Annotated in this window: 18 protein-coding genes and 1 riboswitch; of the genes, 14 read left to right on the plus strand and 4 right to left on the minus strand. The window is 69.5% G+C overall.

All coding sequences use genetic code 11. The annotated features are described in order from the left end of the window. The first annotated feature begins 73 nt into the window (after positions 1-73). The 3 genes from ACSGDB_RS01705 (at position 74) to ACSGDB_RS01715 (ending at position 1,990) form a co-directional block, all read left to right on the plus strand. Positions 74-871: a nitrilase-related carbon-nitrogen hydrolase gene (locus ACSGDB_RS01705; protein ID WP_434992342.1), complete on the plus strand. Its 798-nt coding sequence runs from the start codon at positions 74-76 to the stop codon at positions 869-871. A gap of 30 nt (positions 872-901) precedes the next feature. Continuing rightward, positions 902-1,225, plus strand: a complete 324-nt coding sequence (locus ACSGDB_RS01710) for an NIPSNAP family protein (protein ID WP_434992344.1) — start codon at positions 902-904, stop codon at positions 1,223-1,225. Positions 1,226-1,528: 303 nt separating this feature from the next. Then, positions 1,529-1,990: an excalibur calcium-binding domain-containing protein gene (locus tag ACSGDB_RS01715; protein ID WP_434992346.1), complete on the plus strand. Its 462-nt coding sequence runs from the start codon at positions 1,529-1,531 to the stop codon at positions 1,988-1,990. A gap of 169 nt (positions 1,991-2,159) precedes the next feature. Here ACSGDB_RS01715 and ACSGDB_RS01720 read toward each other — a convergent pair whose 3' ends face one another. Beyond that, entirely contained in the window at positions 2,160-3,398 is a 1,239-nt protein-coding gene (locus ACSGDB_RS01720; protein ID WP_434992347.1) for an amidohydrolase family protein, read from the minus strand. 93 nt (positions 3,399-3,491) lie between these two features. Here ACSGDB_RS01720 and ACSGDB_RS01725 point away from each other — a divergent pair, with 93 nt between their 5' ends. Both ACSGDB_RS01725 and ACSGDB_RS01730 read left to right on the plus strand, forming a co-directional pair. Continuing rightward, positions 3,492-4,340: a MurR/RpiR family transcriptional regulator gene (locus ACSGDB_RS01725; RefSeq protein WP_434992349.1), complete on the plus strand. Its 849-nt coding sequence runs from the start codon at positions 3,492-3,494 to the stop codon at positions 4,338-4,340. A 121-nt stretch (positions 4,341-4,461) separates the two neighbouring features. Continuing rightward, a complete protein-coding gene (locus ACSGDB_RS01730; RefSeq protein ID WP_434992350.1) occupies positions 4,462-5,901 on the plus strand; it encodes a sodium:solute symporter family protein in 1,440 nt (479 codons plus the stop codon). Between the two features lie 253 nt (positions 5,902-6,154). Here the strand turns inward: ACSGDB_RS01730 and ACSGDB_RS01735 are convergent, their stop codons facing one another. Together ACSGDB_RS01735 and ACSGDB_RS01740 are read right to left on the minus strand one after the other, a co-directional pair. Then, the gene (locus ACSGDB_RS01735) at positions 6,155-7,024 is read right to left on the minus strand and encodes a Rieske 2Fe-2S domain-containing protein (protein WP_434992352.1); all 870 of its coding nucleotides are present in this window, start codon (positions 7,022-7,024) and stop codon (positions 6,155-6,157) included. A gap of 97 nt (positions 7,025-7,121) precedes the next feature. Then, positions 7,122-7,568 carry a DoxX family protein gene (locus ACSGDB_RS01740; protein ID WP_434992353.1) on the minus strand — a complete coding sequence of 149 codons (447 nt, stop codon included), beginning with the start codon at positions 7,566-7,568 and terminating at the stop codon, positions 7,122-7,124. 389 nt (positions 7,569-7,957) lie between these two features. On the opposite strand from ACSGDB_RS01740, the gene ACSGDB_RS01745 reads away from it, so the two are divergent. The 9 genes from ACSGDB_RS01745 (at position 7,958) to ACSGDB_RS01785 (ending at position 19,922) form a co-directional block, all read left to right on the plus strand. Next, the gene (locus ACSGDB_RS01745) at positions 7,958-8,716 is read left to right on the plus strand and encodes a pullulanase X25 domain-containing protein (protein WP_434992355.1); all 759 of its coding nucleotides are present in this window, start codon (positions 7,958-7,960) and stop codon (positions 8,714-8,716) included. 613 nt (positions 8,717-9,329) lie between these two features. After that, positions 9,330-10,085, plus strand: a complete 756-nt coding sequence (locus ACSGDB_RS01750) for a matrixin family metalloprotease (protein WP_434992357.1) — start codon at positions 9,330-9,332, stop codon at positions 10,083-10,085. 141 nt (positions 10,086-10,226) lie between these two features. After that, complete coding sequence (locus ACSGDB_RS01755; protein WP_434992358.1) at positions 10,227-10,772, plus strand: heme-degrading domain-containing protein; 546 nt, start codon at positions 10,227-10,229, stop codon at positions 10,770-10,772. A gap of 119 nt (positions 10,773-10,891) precedes the next feature. Further along, positions 10,892-10,990, plus strand: a riboswitch (SAM riboswitch). A gap of 105 nt (positions 10,991-11,095) precedes the next feature. Further along, positions 11,096-12,760, plus strand: coding sequence for an ABC transporter substrate-binding protein (locus tag ACSGDB_RS01760; RefSeq protein ID WP_434992359.1), 1,665 nt, complete (start codon positions 11,096-11,098; stop codon positions 12,758-12,760). Then, positions 12,757-13,758 (plus strand): ABC transporter permease, encoded by a 1,002-nt coding sequence (locus tag ACSGDB_RS01765; protein ID WP_434992361.1) that lies wholly within the window; start codon positions 12,757-12,759, stop codon positions 13,756-13,758. The genes ACSGDB_RS01760 and ACSGDB_RS01765 overlap by 4 nt, the downstream gene beginning before the upstream one ends. Then, entirely contained in the window at positions 13,755-14,645 is an 891-nt protein-coding gene (locus ACSGDB_RS01770; RefSeq protein WP_434992363.1) for an ABC transporter permease, read from the plus strand. The genes ACSGDB_RS01765 and ACSGDB_RS01770 overlap by 4 nt, the downstream gene beginning before the upstream one ends. 2 nt (positions 14,646-14,647) lie before the next feature. After that, entirely contained in the window at positions 14,648-16,420 is a 1,773-nt protein-coding gene (locus ACSGDB_RS01775) for a dipeptide ABC transporter ATP-binding protein (protein WP_434992364.1), read from the plus strand. Beyond that, a complete protein-coding gene (locus tag ACSGDB_RS01780) occupies positions 16,417-17,688 on the plus strand; it encodes an acyl-CoA dehydrogenase family protein (RefSeq protein WP_434992366.1) in 1,272 nt (423 codons plus the stop codon). The genes ACSGDB_RS01775 and ACSGDB_RS01780 overlap by 4 nt, the downstream gene beginning before the upstream one ends. Positions 17,689-18,308: 620 nt before the next feature. Continuing rightward, entirely contained in the window at positions 18,309-19,922 is a 1,614-nt protein-coding gene (locus tag ACSGDB_RS01785; protein WP_434992367.1) for a DUF222 domain-containing protein, read from the plus strand. A 264-nt stretch (positions 19,923-20,186) separates the two neighbouring features. Here the strand turns inward: ACSGDB_RS01785 and ACSGDB_RS01790 are convergent, their stop codons facing one another. Then, positions 20,187-20,840, minus strand: a complete 654-nt coding sequence (locus ACSGDB_RS01790) for an SDR family oxidoreductase (protein ID WP_434992368.1) — start codon at positions 20,838-20,840, stop codon at positions 20,187-20,189. Between the last annotated feature and the right edge of the window lie 144 nt (positions 20,841-20,984).

A 20,984-nucleotide genomic window follows, 5' to 3' on the forward strand; every position in this document is an offset into this window, starting at 1 on the left:
GCTGTCAATGGATCGGCGGTCAAATTCTGCGCAGGATGCCTGCCGCCGGGCCGGCCTCCCGGAAGGAGGAGCGGTGCCCGCTCTCGCTGTGCTTCAGGCCGCCGGAACGATCGGTGCCGTGGAGGAGAACCTCCGCCGTCTCGACGGGTACGCGGCCCGCGCCGCGGCCCAGGGCGCGGAGATCCTCGTGACCCCGGAGCTCTTCGCCACCGGCTACGCTCCCGCGCTGGTCGCGGAATCGGACGGGGCCGCCGTCCGCGATGCGCTCGCGTGCATCGCCAGGCGGTACGGGATCGCGCTGGTCGGCTCGTCCGTCGAGGCCACCGCCGACGCGCGGCACATCACCGCCTCCCTCTTCGACCACCGGGGCGTGGAACGGACCCGCTACCGGAAGGCGCACCTGTTCGGGGCCGAGGAGCAGTCCGTCTTCGCCCCCGGCGACGACCTCCCCGAGACGGTCCCGCTGCTGGGCATGACCGTGGCACTCGGCATCTGCTACGACGTCGAGTTCCCCGAGTTCGCGCGCAGCGCGGCCCGCCGCGGCGCCGACCTCCTGCTCATCCCGACGGCGGTGCCGGCCACGGGCGACGTCGGGAACCGGCCGCCGGCGCACACCTACAACGCCGAGCGCATCTCGACGTTGCTGGTGCCGGCGCGAGCCCTCGAGAACGGCGTGTACATCGCGTACGCCAACCACACGGCGCCCGGCTTCACGGGACTCAGCTGCATCGCCAGCCCCTACGGGACCGTCCTCGGCCTCGCCGGGGGCGGGGAGGACCTGCTGTTCGCGGGCGTCGATGCCGCGGAGGTGCGGCGTGCGCGGGAGCTCAACACCTACCTGACGTGCCGCCGGCCGGGGCTCTTCACCTGAGCCGGCGCGATCGCGCCTAGGCTGGCCCTCATGACCTACGAACTGCGCACCTACACCGCCAACCCCGGCAAGATGGACGCCCTCGTGGAGCGGTTCCGCTCCTCGACCATCGACCTGTTCACCGAGCACAACATGAGGAGCCTCGGCTACTGGACGCCGGTCGGGACCGACGACGTCCTCGTGTATCTCCTCGAGCACGACGGCGACCCGAAGGCCAACTGGGCGGCGTTCGGCGCCGACCCGCGGTGGACCGAGGCGAAGGCAGCGTCGGAGACGGACGGCGTCCTCACGGCAAGGATCGACTCGGTGCTGCTCGAGGCGACGGACCTGGTCCCGGTGGCGCAGGCGCGGTAGGCGTCAGCTGGCTGACAGCTACATCAAGTGGCTGTCGCCGCCATCACCGCGTACCGAATACGGGGACTTCGGGGCCCGGATCCGCCCGACCCACGGCGTGTTGCACACCGACACTCATTCCCGGCGCCCAAAGCCCCCAGCTCCGGTACGAGGGTTGGTTGAGCAGAGCGAAGTCTCCGGGTCTGACACAGGGGTTAGTTGCATAGCGCAACAGCAGGGACACCGTGTTGCGTTGCTGTTCAGCGGCTTCACGGGGAACCTACAGTCGGCTCATCATCCCGACCAGGTCTCAGGAGTACCTCCATGAAGAAACTGTCCACCGTCATCGCCGTCTCGGCCGTCGCCGGCGCCTCCCTGCTGTCCGCCTCACCGGCCCTCGCCGTCGGCCTCCCGTTCAACAACTGCACGGACGCAGCGAACGCCGGCGTCTACAACATCCCGCGCGAGTCACGCGCGTACCAGCCGGGCCTCGACCGGGACGACGACGGCTTCGGCTGCGACGAACAGGGCAACCCTCCCTACGATGCCAGCATCGTCGCAGGCCTCGTCGCGCAGAACACGCCTCCGGTGACGCCGCCCGTCACACCTCCTGTCGCGCAGCCGATGCCCGGACAGGTTGCCCAGATGCCGGTCGGCGGAGCCGACACCGGTGTGGCCCAGACCCCGCAGAACGACGCGGGCGCCCTGGCCTTGGGCGGCGGACTCGTGATCGCCGCACTGGGCGGAGCGTTCGTCGTGCGTCGTCGCGCGGTTGCCGCTAGCTGATCGCAGACCGATGACGATGCCCGGCACGATTCGTGCCGGGCATCGTCATGTCCGGTGCTTTCCTCATCCTGCGCTGACCGTACGGCTCCGAACCGGCGGCACCTCCTGGTTGCGGGCACTCGACCCGCCATCGTGCGGCCGGCGCCGCGGCCGCGCGGCAACCTGCCGGTCACGTACCGACCAGTTGCCCACCCTTGATCACGGCACTGATGGTCGCGTCAGGATCGGCGAGCACAGTGACGTCGTCGAGTGGATTCCGGTTCACGATCAGCAGGTCGGCGAAGGCGCCGGGCGCCACGACGCCCAGCTTCCCTTCGAGCCCGATCAGTTCCGCAGCCGTGAGCGTCGCGGAGCGCAGCACTTCCTGCGCCGTCTGCACCTGGGCACGGATGCGGAACTCCTGGCTCTGATGGATCTGCATGGCCCCCAGCAGATCCGTACCGAAGACGATCTTCACGCCACCCTTGTTCGCACGGTCGAGGGCCTCGAGGCCGGCATGGAGCACGGTGTCGACCTTCTCGCGGCTGGCCGCAGGCAGGCCCGCCGCTTCGCCGTCGGCCTTGAGCCGCTCGTAGGTGATGAGGGTCGGGACGAGGTACGCTCCCTTCTCCACGAAGAGACCGACGCTCTCGTCGTCGATCAGGTTGCCGTGCTCGATGGACCGCACCCCCAGGCGCAGGCCTCGATTGACGGCCCGCGCGGTGTAGGCGTGACCACAGACGTAACGGTTGGAGGCCTCGGCCTCCTCGACGACCGCGAGGATCTCACTCTCCGAGAACTGCGTGGAGTCGACGCGGTCCGTCGGTGAGGCGACGCCTCCGGAGAGCATGATCTTGATGTGATGCGCGCCGGTCCGAAGCTGGTCCCTCGCGGCCTTGCGCACGGCGTCGACGCCGTCGCACACGATACCGATGGAGGGGCAGCACTGGTGCGGGTCGAGGGTGCTGGAGCCCATCGCCCGCATATCGCCGTGTCCGCCGGACTGCGAGAGTGCCTTGCCGCCGAAGACCACCCGCGGGCCCTCGAACAGCCCTTCCTCCACGGCCATGGCGACGCCGAAGTCCGCGCCCGCCACGTCGCGGACCGTGGTGAAGCCGCGGTGCAGCATGGCCTTCATGTTCCGCGCCGTGTGCGCCGCGACGTAGGTGGGCGACCATTCGGCCATGGCGCCGAGATCCGCCGTCGCCGCCGTCACGTGCACGTGCCCGTCGATGAGGCCCGGCATCACGAACCTGCCGCCGGCGTCGATCGTCTCTCCGGTCGGCCGGTCCGTGGGGACGTCCGCGGTCGGGCCCACCCAGGTGATCACACCGTCCTCCACGAGGATGCTCTGGCCACCCGACGCGCTGCCCTCGGCGACATCGAGGACCGTCGCATTGGTGATGTGCAAGTGTTGTGTCTCGGGCATGGTTCTCCTCGATGGGTGATGGGGCTGACGCCGTGTCCGATACTGGCAACATTGAACAGAACATGCAACAGGCGTTGCATCATGGGAGGCAGCGTGTCGCAGATTGCCGAGTGGTTCGACGGCCTCGCGCTGGGACGGAAGCCGAGCCCCGGCATCGAGGCGGTCCTCACGATCATGCGCACCGACGCCGGACGTGCGTCCTTTATGTCGACCCAGGAGCTCGCATCGCGAGCGAACGTGAATGTGGCCACTGTGGTGAGGGCCGCACAGTTCCTCGGTTTCTCGGGGTGGTCGGCCCTGAAGTCCGAGTTGCGGCACCGGTACCTCGCCTCCCTCACCGCCGAGAAGCTCCTCACCGAGCGGGCCGTACCCGCCGGCGGCGTCGTCGAATCCTCCCTCGCCAACGATCTCCACAACGTGACCCTCCTCGCCGAGAGCATCGATCCCGATCGCATCACCCGCGCCGCCGCGATCGTCGCCGCCGCCGACCGCATCATCGTCCTGGCCACCGGGAGCTATGCGGCCGCGGGCTTCCAGCTGGCCCATGTCGGCCAGTGGATGGGCCGCGACATCGAACTGCACACCGCCTCCGGGACCGCCCTCGTGAACCGTCTGCTCTCGCTCGGGCCGGGCGACTGCCTCGTGAGCTGCAACCTGTGGCGTGCGAGCAAGTTCGTCCTCGACGTCGTGCGGGTCGCCGCGAAGCGGGGTATCCGGATCGTGGCGATCGCAGACCGTCAGACCGGGATCACCGACCTGGCGGAGGAGGCGCTGCTGGTACCCAGCGAGGGCGTCACCTTCATGCCGAGCACCGTGGCCGCGGTCGCGACGGTCCAGGCCCTCCTGGCCGAACTCTCCGCGATCGACCCGACGCGGACCATGGCCGCCCTGCGCGGCGCGGAGGAACTCTGGAGCGATCTCGACCTGGTCGATCCCGCCTGAGACCGGCCTCCCCCTGTTTCGCTTGCGTAAATTTTTGCAATAACTGTTGCAAAGTGAGCTGGATCACACCAGACTGCTCTGGAGTACCGGCGCTCCGGCCGGCATCAGCGAGAGGCTCCCCATGCAACCCGTGCACGTTCTCATCCTCGCGGGCTACGTCCTGCTCATGGTCCTGATCGGAGCATGGTTCAGCCGCAGGAAGGCGATCGCCGACGGCGAGGACTTCATGCTCGCGGGCCGCTCGCTGCCGGCTCCCGTCCTGGCCGGGACGCTGCTGGCGACCTTCGTCGGATCGGGCTCCATCATCGGCGGCGCGAGCTTCGTCTACACCTACGGCCCGGTCGCCGGGATCTTCTTCTTCGCCGGCACCGTGATCGGCATCGTCTGCCTGTACTTCATGGCGACGAAGGTGCGGCGGCTGTCCCACCACACCATCCCGGAGATGCTCGAGGTGCGCTTCGGCCGGCCCGTCCGCGTTCTCGCGACCGTCATCATCCTCGTGGCCTTCGTCGGGATCACGGCCTACCAGTTCACCGGTGCCGGGTCGATCCTCAGCATCATCACTCCGCTCAGCCCGGCGCAGGGAACCATCGTCGCCGCCCTCCTCATCACGTTCCTCGCCCTCGGCGGGGGCCTGAAATCGGTGGCCTGGACCGACTTCGTCTCGGTCGTCGTGATCGTGGTCGCGCTGGTCGGGTCGCTCGCCGTCGTGTTCATCGCCGACGTCGGTGGGATCGGTGGCTACGTCGACCGCCTCGACCCCGCGCTGACCTCACTGACCGGTACGCTCACCCCGGTCCAGCTCCTCGGCTACTTCCTGCCCCTGTTCCTCCTCATCCTGGGCGACCAGAACATGCATCAGCGGCTGGCCTCCGGCCGCGACGAGGGAACCGCGCGGAAGGCGACGATCGGCTTCTTCGGCGGGGCCGTCCTGCTGCTGGGCACGATCATCCTCCTGGCGTCGTCGTCGTCCTTCCTCCTCCCCGACATCGAGCCGGGCCAGGCCATCCTCGGCCTCGCCGGGACGGATCTCGTGCCCATCGGCATCGGCGGCCTGCTCCTCGCCGGCGCCTTCGCGCTGATCGTGACCACCGGGTCCTCCTACCTGCTCACCTGCTCCGGCAACATCGTGTACGACCTCGTGTTCCAGCGCCGCGGCAGTGCACGGAACGCACAGAAGGCATTGAAGCTGGGGCGCTGGGCCGTCCTCGCGGTGACCGTGTTCGCGTACGTGCTCGGCCAGTTCTTCCCGAGCGTGCTCGCCCTGCAGATGTACGCCTACACGATGTACGGCGTGGCCATCACTCCCGTGGTCCTCGCCGCCCTGTTCTGGAAGCGTGCAACGGCATGGGGTGCCATCGCAGGCATGGTCGTCGGCGGAGTAGTCACCGTCGCCTGGGAGTCGACCGGCCGGTCGGCGGACATCAACGCCGTCGTCGTCGCACTCCCCCTCGCTGTCACGGCGCTGGTCGTCGGAAGCCTGCTGACCCGAGGGAAGACGACGGACGGAGCCGGGGCCGGGACGCGCGAGCAGACCACCGAGGGCGCCCACACGGGCTGATGGCGGATCGCTCCCGCGTCAGGACCTGCTGGCCCGAACGACGGCGGCCACGCCCGGGGCTGGGCGTGGCCGCCGGTCTGCGCTGCCGGTTCGCCGGACGTTGCATTCACGTCCGGCGGATCGTCGGCCTCCTACCCGCCGGCTATCCGCACATCGCCCCGGCGCCCTCCGGACCGGTATGGCGTCCCAGCCCTTCGGTGCGGCATGGCGTCCCAGCCCTGCACGGGCGCGGCGGGGAGCGTGCACCCTGGTTTCAGCCGGCGTGCGGCAGCGACACCTCGACCAGTCCGGCGACCACGCGGGTCTTGAACGACGGCTGCGGCGACGTCGCGGGACCCTGCGTGACCTCGCCGGTCGTCATCGAGAACGTGCTGTTGTGCCAGGGGCAGACCACGCAGGCGTTGCCGTCGTCGAACGTCAGCTTCCCTTCGTTGAGCGGCCCGGACAGGTGGCTGCAGGTGTCCGACAGGACGGACACCTCGTTGCCCTGGCGGAGGACCACGAGCGGGACCTCGCCGAGCATCTTCCGCTCGAGCCTGCCCTCGGGGAGGTCGCTGAGCGCGCCGAGGGCGTGCCAGCCGGGCTCGACGCGGTGCGGGACGTCCTCGGCGTGGTTGGCACCGAGCGACTGGCGGTAGGACATATGCCCACCGAGGAATCCGCCCGCGGAGACGACCGCCAGACCTGTGTAGGAGAGCAGCTTGCCGGACTTCCCGCGCAGGCGCTGGACGAGGGAGAGCGTGTACAGCCCGACGGCGACGAGATTCGCTGCGGCGTGCACGATGCCGACGCGCTGCTGCTGCTCGTGCCCCTCGGACCAGTCCGTCCAGCCGGCCACGGCCGTGGGACCGGCGGTGACCACTCCGGTGCCGATGAGGATCGCCGAGGCCTTCTTCGAGCCGGGGATCGCATCGAGGATCGCCGCGGAGAACCAGGTGCCCGTGGGCACGAGGATCATCAGCGGGTGCAGCGGATGGCCGATGGGCACGCCGTGGAGGATGTCGCGGAGGGCGCCGGGCTTGATCACGGCCTGCACGAGGTCGCGCATCTTCGTGACCAGCGGGTCGAGCCCGGTGGCGTTCTCGAGCTTCTCGACGGATTGCAGGGGGCGGAGGGTCTTCATGGTGTCTCCTCGGGATGCAGGTGGGCATGAGTGGAGCTGCCTGATTTACGAAGCATACTGAGGATCGCCGACCTGTGCCGCTCCGGTTCGGCGCCGGTCACCGACGTCGACCCTCACCGAACACCGTGCGCCGGTCCCGCCACGCGCCGGTGGACCACAGCGCCCACACGACGAGCAGGGGCTGGAAGAACAGGCGGGTGAGGCGGGCGCCGTCGGTATCGAGCCCGAAGGCGCTCACGCCGTCGACGTACTGGGCGATGTTGCCCGGGAAGATCGCGACGAAGAAGGCCGCGACCACCCAGCCGACGATCACGCGGTACCGGCCGAGGACTACCAGCGCAGCGCCGAGCACCAGTTCGACGATGCCCGACGCGACGACCACGAATTCCGTGTCGAGGGGCAGCCACGCCGGGACCTGGGCGGCGAACTCGGTTCGGGCGAGTGTCAGGTGGGCTGTTCCGGCGAACAGGAGGAACGCGCCGAGCACGATACGCGCCGTCGTCCTCGCAGCCGAGGTGCGCTGCGGTGTTACGGGAGACGCCATGCTGGGCACGCTAGCATCGCACCTCCGGCGCCCGGCCTGTGAGTCCGGCTGGTCCTTCCGGGCTCCTTTCTTCGTCCCGAGGGCCGGCCCAGCGCGAGGGCGTCCCCTTTGGTCAGCCGTGCAGCACGAAGCGCCGTCCTGACGATAAAATCAGTGGGTCGTCATCGGACCTCGAATCACGTACCCTGCCTCCTGTAGGAACCCAGCCCCGGAACGCACTTGCGACCAGCGTGGCCGAATGGTCACGATGACCGGCAGTCAGCCGCAGGACCACCACGAAGGAGCTCGTCATCGCCCCCAGCAACCGCACCAATGCCCGTCTGCGCACCACCCTCGCCCTGCTGGCGGAGCACCAGGCGTCGGGCTCCGTCGTCGCGCCCAGCGAGCTGATGGCGAAGGCCGTCGCGGACGTCCCGTTCGACGCCAAGGAAGCGGAGCTCCTCTCCGGCGGTGTGCCCCGCGGATTCAAGGCCCTGACGACGGCGACGTCGAAGCTCGTGAAGGCCGGTTGGCTCGTCAAGGGCCGCAGCGGTTGGACCGTCACCGACGAGGGCGTCCGTGCCGTCGCGGCCTTCCCCGACCCCGAGCAGTTCGTGGACGCCATGGTCAGCGGTGCACCCGTCCCGGAGCAGCCGACCCACGCTCCTCAGGCGCCCGAGCAGCTGGGCGAGGAGGCGCACGCTACCCCGGATCAGACACCCGAGGCTCCGGCCGTCGATGCTCCGGCGCTTGACGCTCCCGCCGAACTCGTCGAGTCCGCGGCCGAGGCGCTCGCGGCGTCGCCCACCGATTCGGCCGGCTCAAATGCCAGTTCGGATGGTTCGGATGCCGACATCGCGTGGCAGGACCAGCCGCAGTCCGTGGCCCTGTCGGGCGACTTCTCCCCGCTGTTCGGCGACGCCGGGCACTGGAGCACCGATCTCCGTGAACTGCAGTTCGCCTGGGAGCCGGCGGAGAACCTCTGGCTGCAGACCCTGCAGCTGCCGGCCGGGACCTACCAGTTCAAGATCCTCGTCAACGGGTCGTGGGAGGAGAACTACGGCCGTTTCGGGACCCGTGACGGCGCCAACCACGAGCTGCACCTGATCTCCGACACCACGGTGACGTTCCGGTTCGACTACGACACCAAGGACATCCGGACCTCCTAGTCCCGGATCGGGCCTTGGTCCGTCGGCTCCGGCCCCGTCTGCTGCCTCCGGGTGGCGGGCGGGGCCGTCGTCGTTCCCGGGGCTCCTTCCCCGATGTCGTCGTGCACGGCTCTGCCCCGGAGATGCTGCGCCTTCGTGCACGGGTTCGCGCCCCGCAACTGCGTGTCGGGCCGGGACACGCCGCCTGCCACGCCTCGGACCGGGGAAAGGCGGCAACGAGGGCGCAGCCGACGGGTTGGTGTGCTGCAGCCTTCGCTCAAGTTTCCCCAAGGACTGGCGACACTCCCCGACTCCGCACCGTCGGCACAGCAGGATGGGACGGAGATCAGTCGGTCGGGGGAAGTGCGGGGCATATATGGGGGCAATGGATCGCGAGTGGTTCCACGAGGGTCGCGACGCGCGGATGAAGGCTGTTCAGCGGTCGCCGTCGGGCAGGATCCCGCAGTGGGCGCTCGATGACGCCCTCGGCACGCCCTCCGCTCCCCCGCCCTGGCGGGCCGCCCCGACCTACGGACCGCCGCCTTCCAGGCGGGCCCCGCGGGCCGGATATGTCAGGACGCGCACGACGCCGATTCGCAAGCGACGGAACCGACGGGTCGGCACCGTCGCAGGTTTGGTCCTGATCGCCGCCCTGTATGCGACGCCGTCGCTGTTCGACCGCTTCGTCCTGCCGGTCGCGCTCCCCTACCTGCCCGGCGCTGACGTGCCGCCGCGCGGCGTCGAGGCCGGCGATGCACCGCTCGGGACGCCGCCGCCGGCACCGGCGTCGACGGCGTTCTCGCTGATGGAGTCGCCCGTCGAGGAGCAGGAGTGGGTGGCGTACGACCCGTGCCGGCCCGTGCACTACGTGGTCCGGCCGGACAGTGCCCCGGTCGGGTCCGAGGGGCTGGTGCAGGAGGCCGTCGCTGCGGTGTCCGCCGCCACCGGGCTGCAGTTCATCGACGACGGCGCGACCACGGAGGCGCCGAGCGAGGACCGCGACCTGTACCAACCGGAGCTCTACGGGAAGACCTGGGTGCCGGTACTGATCACCTGGACCAGCGAGGCCGAGATTCCAAGACTCGCCGGCGACATCGCGGGGCTGGGCGGCAGCGACTACGCCCAGACGCCCGGGCAGCCGCTGGTATACGTGGGTGGGCAGGTGCAACTCGATGCGCCGGACGCCGTCGAGTCGCTCCGCTACCCGGACGGGCGCGCGTACCTGAGGGCGACGATCATGCACGAACTCGCACACGTGGTCGGACTCGACCATGTGGATGACCCCGGCCAACTGATGTACGAGCAGAACGTGGGACGGGTCTCGTTCGGTGAGGGCGATCTTGCCGGACTCGCACTCCTCGGCTCAGGACCGTGCGCGCCCGGACTCTAGCGCGTGGCGATCCTGATCGACGGAGGATCACGAGGCACACGTGCCACACATGTTCCAGAGGAAGCGCATCTCACGCGCGGAAATTTGCTAAACAACCGAGGAAAAGCCCGCCGCACCCCGCCGACGACGTAAATTAGGCAGATGAGCAATGATGCCCTCCCGACAGCCGTCCGACCGTTCGACCCGGACGGCGGCAGCGAACAGTCTGCCGAGGCACTCGAGGCGCTCATTGCCACGGTCGAGAGGGAAGTCGCCGAACTCCAGTTCACCCGCTTCACGAACGACGACGCCGTCGCGCTGGGGCAGTTGATCGTCCAGCTGGGTGCAGGACGCAACCTGCCGATAGCCGTGTGCATCCGACGTCCGGACCACATCCTCTTCCGGGCTGCGCTCGACGGGACCACCCCGGACAACGACTACTGGCTCGACGCGAAGAGCCGGACGGCCGAACGCTACCTGGTTCCCTCGCTGCTCGTCGGCCTGCGCGGGCGCCGGAACGGCGGGCGGGTGGAGGACGATCCCCTGTTCGATACGACGCAGTTCGCGGCACATGGCGGCTCCTTCCCGCTCTACATCCAGGGCGTGGGGCCGGTCGCGACGGTCACCGTCTCCGGCCTTCCGCAGCTCGAGGACCACAAGCTCGTCGTCGAGGCGCTCCGGACCTTCCACGCGGCCGCCGGCCTGTAGCTCGCCGGGCGCCGTCGTGCCGTCAGGGCATGCCCCGCATATCCCCGGGTGACGCCGCGTGACCGAATGTGACGGGCGCCGCTGGCGGACCGGCGTCCCCGTGCGCTTAGCTGGAGCCGTAACCATCCCGAGCGGCCGAGAGACCTGGATCGACGACGCCGCAGCAACCTCCCCCGCGTAGCAACGGGGAACGGTGCTACTGCCAGGACCGATGGAGAAGCTACACGCTTTCGTTGGTCGGCCCGTGCGTGCTCCTCCACGCCCGGGTAACCGCTGGCGACCCTGTATCAGCCCTCCATCGGGCGATGATTCAGGAGCCCCGTGTGAGAACAGCAAGCACCAGCACACCCCCACCCACCCGCCGATCCACACCCCGCGGCGTCGTCCTGCTCGCCGCGGCGGCGGCAGTGGCACTCACCGCCAGCGGCTGCGGAGGGACGGCGGCCGCGAGCGAGGACGACACCTTCGTCTTCGCCACCGGCAAGGACATCTCCTGCCTCGATCCCCACGTCAACGGGGACATGCCACAGGCGTCCATCGCCGCGAACTACCTTGACTCCCTGGTCTCGCAGGACAAGGAGGGCCGGATCCACCCGTGGCTGGCCACGGACTGGTCGGTGTCCGACGACGGCCTCACCTACACCTTCACGATGCGCGACGACGTCCACTTCACCGACGGCACCCGGCTCACCGCGGAGGCAGTCAAGGCCAACCTCGACCACATGGTCGACCCGGATACGCAGTCGGGGACGGCCGGCGGCTACCTCAAGCCCTATGTCGGTACGGAGGTCGTGGACGAGACCACGGCCGTCGTCACCCTCAACCGCCCGTACGCGGCGTTCCTCGAGGTGCTCGCGCAGCCCTTCCTCGGCATCGAATCGCCGGAGGCGCTCGAACGCCCGCAGGCCGAGAACTGCAACGCACCCGTGGGGACCGGCCCCTACAAGATCGTCGACTACGTACCGCAGTCCAGGGTCAGCCTCGTCCGTAACGAGGACTACAACTCAGCCCCGCCCTACGCGCAGCACCAGGGTCCGGCGCACATCGAGAAGATCGAGTGGCGGATCGTCCCGGAGGACTCCACGCGTTACGGGCTGCTCCGGGCCGGCCAGGTGGACGCCCTGGACCTCATGCCGTCCGTCCACTTCGACGAGGCGGAGGCCGACCCGCACGTGGAGCTCATCCTGCAGGACCGGCCCGGCAACCCGACGAACCTGATCCTCAACACGACGCGCGCACCGTTCGACGATCTCGCGGTCAGGAAGGCGTTCCTGCACAGCGCCTACCTCGACGCCGGCATCGACAGCGTCTACTTCGGCACGGTGACCCGAGCCGGCGGACCGCTGAGCTCCACCACGGGGTTCTACTCCCCCGACTTCGAGCACGTCTACGATCCGGACCCGGAGAAGGCCGCACGTCTCCTGGACGGGGCCGGCTGGACGGAGCGCGACGACGAGGGCTTCCGCATCAAGGACGGCGAGCGCCTGACCGTTCACTTCCCCTACACACCGGGCGCGTGGCCCACCGCGCATCAGGCGCTCGTGACGCAGATCCAGGCGACGGCGAAGAAGGCCGGTTTCGAGGTGCTCATCGAGAACGGCGACGGTGCAACCGTCAGCGAACTCGGCAACACCTTCGACTACGACCTCCGCGCCGACTACTGGAACACCAACACGGCCGACGTCCTGAGAATCGTCTTCTCCTCCGAGTACACCGAATCGGCGGGTTTCGTGCCCAACGGATCCGGTTTCCGCAACCCCGAGCTCGATGGCATCCTCAACGACGCCCTCGCCACCGACGACCCCGCCGAACGCGGGGACCTCTACTACCGGGCGCAGCGGATCGTCAGCGACAACGCGCTGCAACTGCCCCTCTACAACCAGGCCAGCCAGGTGGCGCTCCGGAGCGACCGCTACCGGAACCTCACCCTCGAGCCGAGCCTGTCCCTCCCCTACCTCTACGACGTCACGGCGGTGGATTCCGAATGAGTACCCGATCCCTCGATTCCCTCAGCGCCGCAGCCCGCACGACGGCGACCGCCGGCCCCGCCGGCAAGGTCGTCGCGAAGCGGGCGGCCGGCAGCCTCTTCGTCCTCTGGGCGGCCGTGACCCTCACCTTCTTCGTCCTGCGCCTCACGCCGGGCGATCCCGTCACGGCGATCCTCGGCGGTGCGGGCTCCTCACCGTCCGCGGCTACGGTCGCGGCGGTCCGCGCGGAGTACGGGCTCGACCAGCCCGTACTCGTGCAGTACCTCTCCTATCTGGGACATCTCGTCCGCGGCGACTTCGGCGTCTCGTACATCTTCAAGGTCCCGGTCCTGGAGATCATCGGGCCGCAGATCCTGCCCACGCTGCAGCTCGCCGGGCTGGCCCTGGTCTTCGCGTGGGTGATCGCCCTCGCGTTCACCCTCCTCACCGTGGGGCGCGGGCGCGTGCTCGACGGCGCCGGCCGCGCCGTCGAGGTGCTCTTCGCCTCCCTCCCTCAGTTCTGGGTGGGCATCATGCTCGCGGTGGTCTTCGCCGTCACCCTCGGCTGGTTCCCGGTGGCGGGCAATGACGGCTTCCGGTCGCTCGTGCTGCCGGCGCTCTCGCTCGCGATCCCCCTGGCCGGGTTCATCGCCCAGGTCACCCGCTCCTCGTTCGAGGACGCCCTTGCGCAGCCGTTCGTCCTCAGTGCCCGGGCCCGCGGCCTGAGCGACACCGCCGTCCGGCTCACCCACGCCCTCCGGCATGCGATCCTCCCCGGCCTCACGCTCTCCGCCTGGGCGGTGGGCTCGCTCGTCAGTTCCGCCGTCGTCGCGGAGATCATCTTCGCCCGTCCCGGCCTCGGCAGGTCGCTCGTGGACGCCATCGTGAACCGCGACCTGCCCATCACCCTCGCCGTGGTGGTCATCATCGCCGCGGTCTACATCCTCGTGAACCTCGTGGTGGACATCCTCTACCGCGTGGTCGACCCCCGCACGAACCCGAAGGGATCCGCAGCATGAGCCTCACCCTCGGCCCCACGACGGCGGAGGGCGGCACCGTCGCCCCGGCCGCGCCCGCCCCGTCCCGGGCCGGACGCCTGGTCCGCAACACCCCGATCGGTGTCTGGATCGCTGCCGCACTGTTCGCCTTCCTCGTCCTCGCCGCCGTCGTCCCGTCCGTCTTCCTGCGGCAGGACCCGTTCGAGATCGATCCCGCCAACGCCTTCCAGCCCCCGGGCGGCGCGCACCTGTTCGGCACCGACCAGAACGGACGGGACGTCTTCTCCCGGGTGATCGCCGGCACAGGGCAGTCCCTGCTGCTCGGGCTCGCCGCCACAGCGATCGGCCTGCTCCTCGGCGGCGCCCTCGGCATCACCGCGGGCGTCTCGGGCCGGTGGCTGGACTCGGCGATCTGCCGTTTCGTGGAGATCCTGTTCGCCTTTCCGGGCCTGCTCCTGGCCCTGATCGTCATCGCGGTATCGGGCACCGGCGTCGTCACCGCCGCCGTCGCCGTCGGGGTCGGTTCAGCCCCCGGTTATGCCAGGATGCTGCGCACGCAGACCCTGCAGGTCATCGCGGCCCCCTATGTGGAAACAGCCCTCGCGCTCGGCCGGTCCCGGACCCACCTGCTTTGGTCCACGATCATCCCCAACGTGGCGCGGCCCCTCTTCGTGCTCGTCACCCTCGGGATCGGCCAGGCGATCGTCTGGGCATCCTCGCTCAGCTTCCTCGGCCTCGGGGCGCAGCCGCCGGCCGCGGAGTGGGGCGCCATGCTCGCCGACGGCCGCAACTACCTCCAGGTCGCCTGGTGGATCGCCGCCTTCCCCGGCATCTTCATCACCCTCGCCGCCCTCACCACCACCGTGGTGGGACACCACCTGCAGCGCCGACTCGAAGCAGAGGTCTGACCATGACTGACCCCCACACCAACCTCAGGGACACCGCCGAGCAGCCGCTGCTCGCGATCGACAACCTCACCGTGTCCTTCACCACCCCGCGTGGCACGGTCGACGTCGTCCGCGACGTGTCGCTAGCGCTCGCACCCGGCCGGGCGCTCGCCCTCGTGGGCGAGTCGGGTTCCGGCAAGACCGTGACGGCTCGCACGCTCGCGGGACTGAACGCCCCTAACGCCCGGGTGGCGGCCGACCGCCTCGACGTCCTCGGCCGCGACGCCACCCGCCTGTCCGAGCGGCAGTGGCGGCGCCTGCGCGGCAAGGACATCGGCTACGTACTGCAGGACGCCCTCGTCTCCCTCGATCCCCTCCGCACGGTCGGCCAGGAGATCGACGAGGCCCTCCGCACCCATGGAATCCGGGGACGGGCCGAACGGCAGGAGCGGATCCACGCCGCGCTGCGCGACGCCGGCATCCCCGACCCCGTGGTCCGCGCACGCCAGCGGTCCGACGAATTGTCCGGCGGACTCCGGCAGCGGGCGCTCATCGCCCAGGCCACCGTGCTCGACCCGCGCCTCGTGATCGCCGACGAACCGACCACCGCGCTCGACGCCACCGTGCAGGCACAGATCCTCGAACTACTCGCAGGGCTGAAGGAGCAGGGACGCGGGCTCATCCTCATCTCGCACGACCTCGCCGTCGTGAGCCATCTGGCCGACGAGATCGCCGTCATGCAGCACGGGCGCATCGTCGAATCCGGGCGTGCGGACGAGGTGCTCGGCAATCCCCGGCACGAGTACACGCGCCAGCTGATCGACGCCGTCCCCTCCGCCGCCGGCAAGGGCACCCGGCTGTCCGCCGTGCCGCGGGTCTCGGTAGCCACCCGGCCCACGCGGCGCTCGGCGTTCTCCGACGACGCCCCTGCCATCGAGGCACGGAACCTCGTGAAGGCCTACGCCGGCCCGGCCGGCACGCGCCGCACCGTCGTCGACGACGTCTCCTTCACACTCGCCGCGGGGAAGACGCTCGGCATCGTCGGCGAATCGGGGTCCGGCAAGTCGACGACGGCGCGCATCGCGCTCGGCCTCACCGATCCCGACGCCGGCACGGTCGCCCTCGGGGGCCTGCCGTGGGTCGGAAGCGGTATCGGCGAAGCCCTCCGTCGCCCCCACCGACCGGACATCCAGCTCGTCAACCAGGATCCGCTGAGTTCGTTCGACCCCCGCTTCAGCGTGGGCCGCATCATCACCGACGCCCTCGACGCCGGATCCATCGGGGCCGCCGGTGAGCGACGGGACCGTGCGGCCAAGCTCCTCGGGCAGGTGGGGCTGCCACTGGATCTGGTCGACCGGCGACCGCTCACGCTCTCGGGCGGCCAGCGGCAGCGCGTCGCGATCGCCCGGGCCCTGGCGCTCCAGCCCCGCGTCCTGCTGCTCGACGAACCCGTCTCCGCGCTCGATGTCTCCATCCAGGCGCAGGTCCTCGACCTCCTGGCGGACCTGCAGGAACAGCTCGCGCTCAGCTACCTGTTCATCAGCCACGACCTCGGTGTCATCCACCACGTGAGCGACGACGTCCTGGTGCTCAAGGACGGACGCGTGGTGGAGTCCGGCACGGCGTCGTCGATCTTCACCGCGCCGGCCACGGGCTACACGCGGGCCCTGCTCGACGCCGTGCCCGCCATGCCCGCCCGGGAGACCGCCGTCGTCCGTCCCGCCGGCGCTCCGGACGCCGGTCCCGGCGCATCCGCACCCACCCCGTTCCACGACCCGGCAGGAGCCGACCGATGACCGCAGAGACACTCACATCCCCGACCACCCAGCTCACGTATGCGCAGCTCGCCGAACGCTTCCGTCCGTTGTTCGAGGAAATCGCCACCGGCGCTGCTCGGCGCGAGGACGAGCGGATCCTCCTGCACACGCAGGTGCGCCGGCTGGCGGACGCCGGCTTCACCGCGCTGCGGGTGCCACTCGAGTACGGCGGAGCCGGGGTGAGCGCCCCGCAGTTCTTCCGGCTGCTCATCGAGCTCGCTGCTGCCGAGTCGAACCTCGCGCAGGCGCTGCGCTGCCACATCGCGTTCGTCGAGGACCGCCTCTACGCCGCCGATCCCGTGTGGCTGCGGCGCATCGCCCGGGGCGCGGTGCTCGGCAACGCGTGGACCGAGACCGGACCGGTCCCCGTCGGCGGTGTCAGCACCACCATCACGCGCGACGGCGATGTGTACCGGGTCGACGGCACCAAGTACTACACCACCGGCAGCTTGTACGCGGACTGGATCCAGACGGGTGCGCGAACGAGCGACGGCGCCGACGTCATCGCGCTCGTGCGGCGGGATGCGCCGGGGGTCGAGGTCGTCGACGACTGGGACGGCTTCGGTCAGCGCCTCACCGCCAGCGGTACGTCGATCTTCCGCAACGTCGTCGTACCTGCTGCGGACGTCATCACCGAGACCGAGCATCCGCCGTACGACACCGGCGTGTACCAGCTCGTCCACGTCGCGACCCTTGCCGGGATCGCGCGGGCAGCTGTCCGGGACGTGGCTGCGGGGGTGCGTGGCAGGACCCGCACCTTCAGCCATGGGAACGGCACGAGACCCAGTGAGGACATCCAGGTGCAGCAGGTCGTGGGGGAAGTCTCGGCGCTCGCCTTCGCGTCCGAGGCTGCTGCACTGCGGGTGGCCGAACTGGTGCAGGAGGCATACGAGGCACACCTCGACCTCCCGCATGAGGACGCGGACTCCGCCGCAGTAGCGGTGGAGTTCGCGTCGTCGCAGGCACAGATCGTGGTGACGGAACAGGTCCAGCGGGCCGCCTCGATCATGTTCAACGCGCTCGGGGCGTCGTCGACCCGCAGGGGGCTCCAGCTCGACCGGCACTGGCGGAACGCACGTACCATCTCGTCGCACAACCCGGTGATCTACAAGTCGAGGATCGTGGGTGACCGGGAGATCAACGGGACGATCCCCGCGTTCGTGTGGCGGGCGGGTGACGCGCCGGGGGCGACGTCGGACGGGGCGACGGGGTCGTCGGGATCGTCGGGATCGTCGGGATCGTCGTAGGCCGGGCGCCGTCGGGCATGACGGGGTCGTCGTCGGCCGAGGCGCCGTCGGGCACGACGCGGTCGTCATCGGCCGGGGCGCCGCCGGGCACGACGGGGTCGTCGTCGGACGCGTCGTAGGCCGGGCGCCGTCGTGCGCGCCGTCGTGTGCGCCCTCGGAGGGAGCTTCGTAGCGGACGGCGTGTCGCGTGCGGTTGGGCGCCCGACCGGGCACGCCGTCGGCCGAGGCACCGTCGTGTGCGCCCTCGTGTGCGCTCTCGTGTGCGCCCTCGGAGGGAGCTTCGTAGCGGACGGCGTGTCGCGTGCGGCTGGGTACCCGACCGGGCACCGGCCCAGTATCCCCAGCACCCCTCGGTATGTCGACAACCAGCAGCCACTCTTCCTCCACATTCCCTTCCCAGCCGCCGAAATAGTACCCATGTTCGATAAAATCGAGGCATGACTACCGCCCCGGTCGAGCGTCTGACCGCACCTCCGAGCCCCCTGGACAGGTCATGCGCAGCGCTTGCCGAGTGCACCCGTGATATCGGCCAGGGCCAGGGCACTCGGTCCCGGCAGGAGGTCGCGGGCCTTCTCCTGGCGATCGAACGCGCCTCGAGGATCGTCGACCACCTCCAAATTTTGGCGGCTCGGCTGGCTGAAGAGCATCACCTTGCCGACGACGAGCAATCCGGCAGCGGCTCGCTCCTGGCGCGGGCAGAGCAGTCGATCAGAGGTGATGCTCCCGCCGGGCCTGCTGCCCGGTGCGCCTCGGTCGGCAGTGGGTTCAGGGATTGCGCCGACTTCCTGCGGGCCACGCTGCGGATCAGCCGCGGTGAGGCGAGACGCCGCCTGAGCCTTGCCGACCTGATCCTCCCTCGCGTCTTACCGACCGGCGCACCGGTTCCTCCCCGGCTCATCAGCCTGGGCGCTGCCGTGACCTCGGGGCTCATCAGCGGTCGGGCCGCCACCCTCGTGGCTCAGGCGATGCAGCGGGTGGACTCGTTCGCGACGCCGGACCAACGCGGGTCGATGGAGCACCACCTGACCCGACAGGCGATGGAATCCGACGAGGACATCCTTCGGGTGCTGGCGCGCCGCTGGGAGAGCGTTCTCGATCAGGACGGGCAGGAACCCACGGACAAGGTGCTGCGCGCACGGCAGGGCGTCTTTTTCCGGGGCAGGCGTCATGGACTGCACTACCTGGAGATCGGTGCGACGGACGAGCAGTTCGAGTTGCTCGCGACCGTCATGAACTCGACGGCGAATCCGCGCAGCACCGCGGGCCGGGCAGAGGGCTCCGCGACCGTCCGCGCATCGGGCACTTCTGACGAAGCGGATGTCCCGAGGGCTTCGGAGGTGGTGGCTTCCGTCGCTTCGGGGTCTTCCATAGCCGGAGTCGCTGACCCGCCGACGGCAACGAGAGCGCAGAGCCTGCTCGATGGGCTCGTCGCCGCCTGCAGGCTCACCTTGAGCACGGCGACGCTTCCCGCGACGGGCGGGCATCGCCCTCAGGTCATGGTGACCATCGACTACAAGGACCTCGTCGGTGCTACTCATCGCGCGGGGTATGCAGTTTTCTCCGAGCAGATGAGTGCGAGGAATATCAGGAAGCTGGCGTGTGACGCCGACATCATCCCGGTGGTCCTGGGCAACGGGGGTCAGGTCCTCGATGTCGGACGGGCACAACGGCTCTTTCCGCCGCATCTTCGGCGAGCGCTCGTCGCGAGGGACAGGGGCTGCGCTTTCCCTGACTGCTCCATCCCCGCCAGTTGGTGCGAAGCCCACCATCTGAAGCCGTGGTCCAAGGGAGGCGTGACGAGCATCGACAACGGAGTCCTGCTCTGTTCACGGCACCATCACGTGATTCATCAGGGGACCTGGACCGTGGAAGCCCGACGTGGCATCCCGTGGTTCACGGCGCCGCGGACATCCGGCCCTCCGCGGATCGCCCGACGAAACAGGTATTGGCAGGCAGGACAGGCAGTCGACACGGCACTGTTCGACGAGGCCGCCCGGTTGCTCGGGGAGGGCTCGGAGGCCGTGGCGACCTTGGAGTTCGCGGACATCGCGGATTGCTCGGAGTTCGCGGATGGCACGTCGACCCCAAAGTTCACGGACGTCGCGTCGACCCCGGACGCAGTGGAGGCCGCGTCGGCCCCGGAGGCCGCGCAAGTCTCGGACGTCACGACGGCCCCGAAGTTCTCGAGGGTCGCGGAGCGTCATCCTGACGCCGGGGAGCGCAGCACCGGGTGATCGGTGCGTCCGGTGCGTCCAGCACGTCCGTCCGGAGTCGAACGTGCACGCTGACGCCCCTCATATCCGGAGCAGGACGTGCACCTGGTACATCCGAGGCAGAACGCACGCCCGAGGAGCCCTGTGCATGCGGTCCGACCCGTGCGTCCGGTGGGGACCCCCGGGAATCAGGACCATTCACCCACCGCACCACGGACGACGATCGCCTGACACACCGAAGGCGACGCCCCGACAGGGCGCCGCCTTCGTGTCGCTTGTTCCGGCCTACAGCGCGGCCTCGATGGCCTCCGTGACCGGCGTCTCACCACTGTTGAACTGGATGGTCTTGTCCACCGTGCCGAGGTTGCCGAGCACGACCGCGGCGACGAGCGCGACATCCTCACGGGCCACCGAGTCCTGCTGCGGCTCGGCCGACACCTCGATCATCCCGGTGCCTGGATCCGTGGTGAGCGCTCCCGGCTGGAGGATGGTCCAGGCGAGCTCCGAGTTGCGCAGGTGCTCATCGGCCGCAGCCTTCGACTCGGCGTAGGGGAAGAAGCTGTTGTCCTCCGGGACACCGTGGTCCTTTCCCGCTCCGAGGTAGGACACCATGACGTAGCGACCCACAGCAGCTTCCTGAGCGGCGTCCATCGAACGGATCGCCGCATCCCGATCCACGGCATACGTCGCTTCGGGACTTCCACCTCCTGCGCCGGCGGACCACACGACGGCGTCGTGACCACGGAACACATCCGCCATCTGCTGCACCGACAGTTCGGAGACGTCGGCCACGACCGGCGTTGCGCCTGCCTGCTCGACGTCGCCGGCATGATCCTGGTTACGGAAGATCGAACTGACCTGATGGCCCTGACTGGTGAGGATCTTCGTGAGGTGCAGTGCTACTTTTCCGTGCCCACCGATGATGGCTACGCGTGACATGGGAACTCCTTCTGTCGATCGACTGAATGCCTTGTCTTCGACGCTAGTCCCCGAACCCTCGCCCTGACCACCTCCGCCCAGGGGTTCTGCCGCGAGCGGAGGCCTATTCCCGCGGATCGTGATCAATGCTCCTGGCGCTCAGGG

Origin of the sequence: Arthrobacter sp. Ld5, assembly GCF_051172775.1 — a bacterium.
Classification (GTDB): Bacteria; Actinomycetota; Actinomycetes; order Actinomycetales; family Micrococcaceae; genus Arthrobacter_D.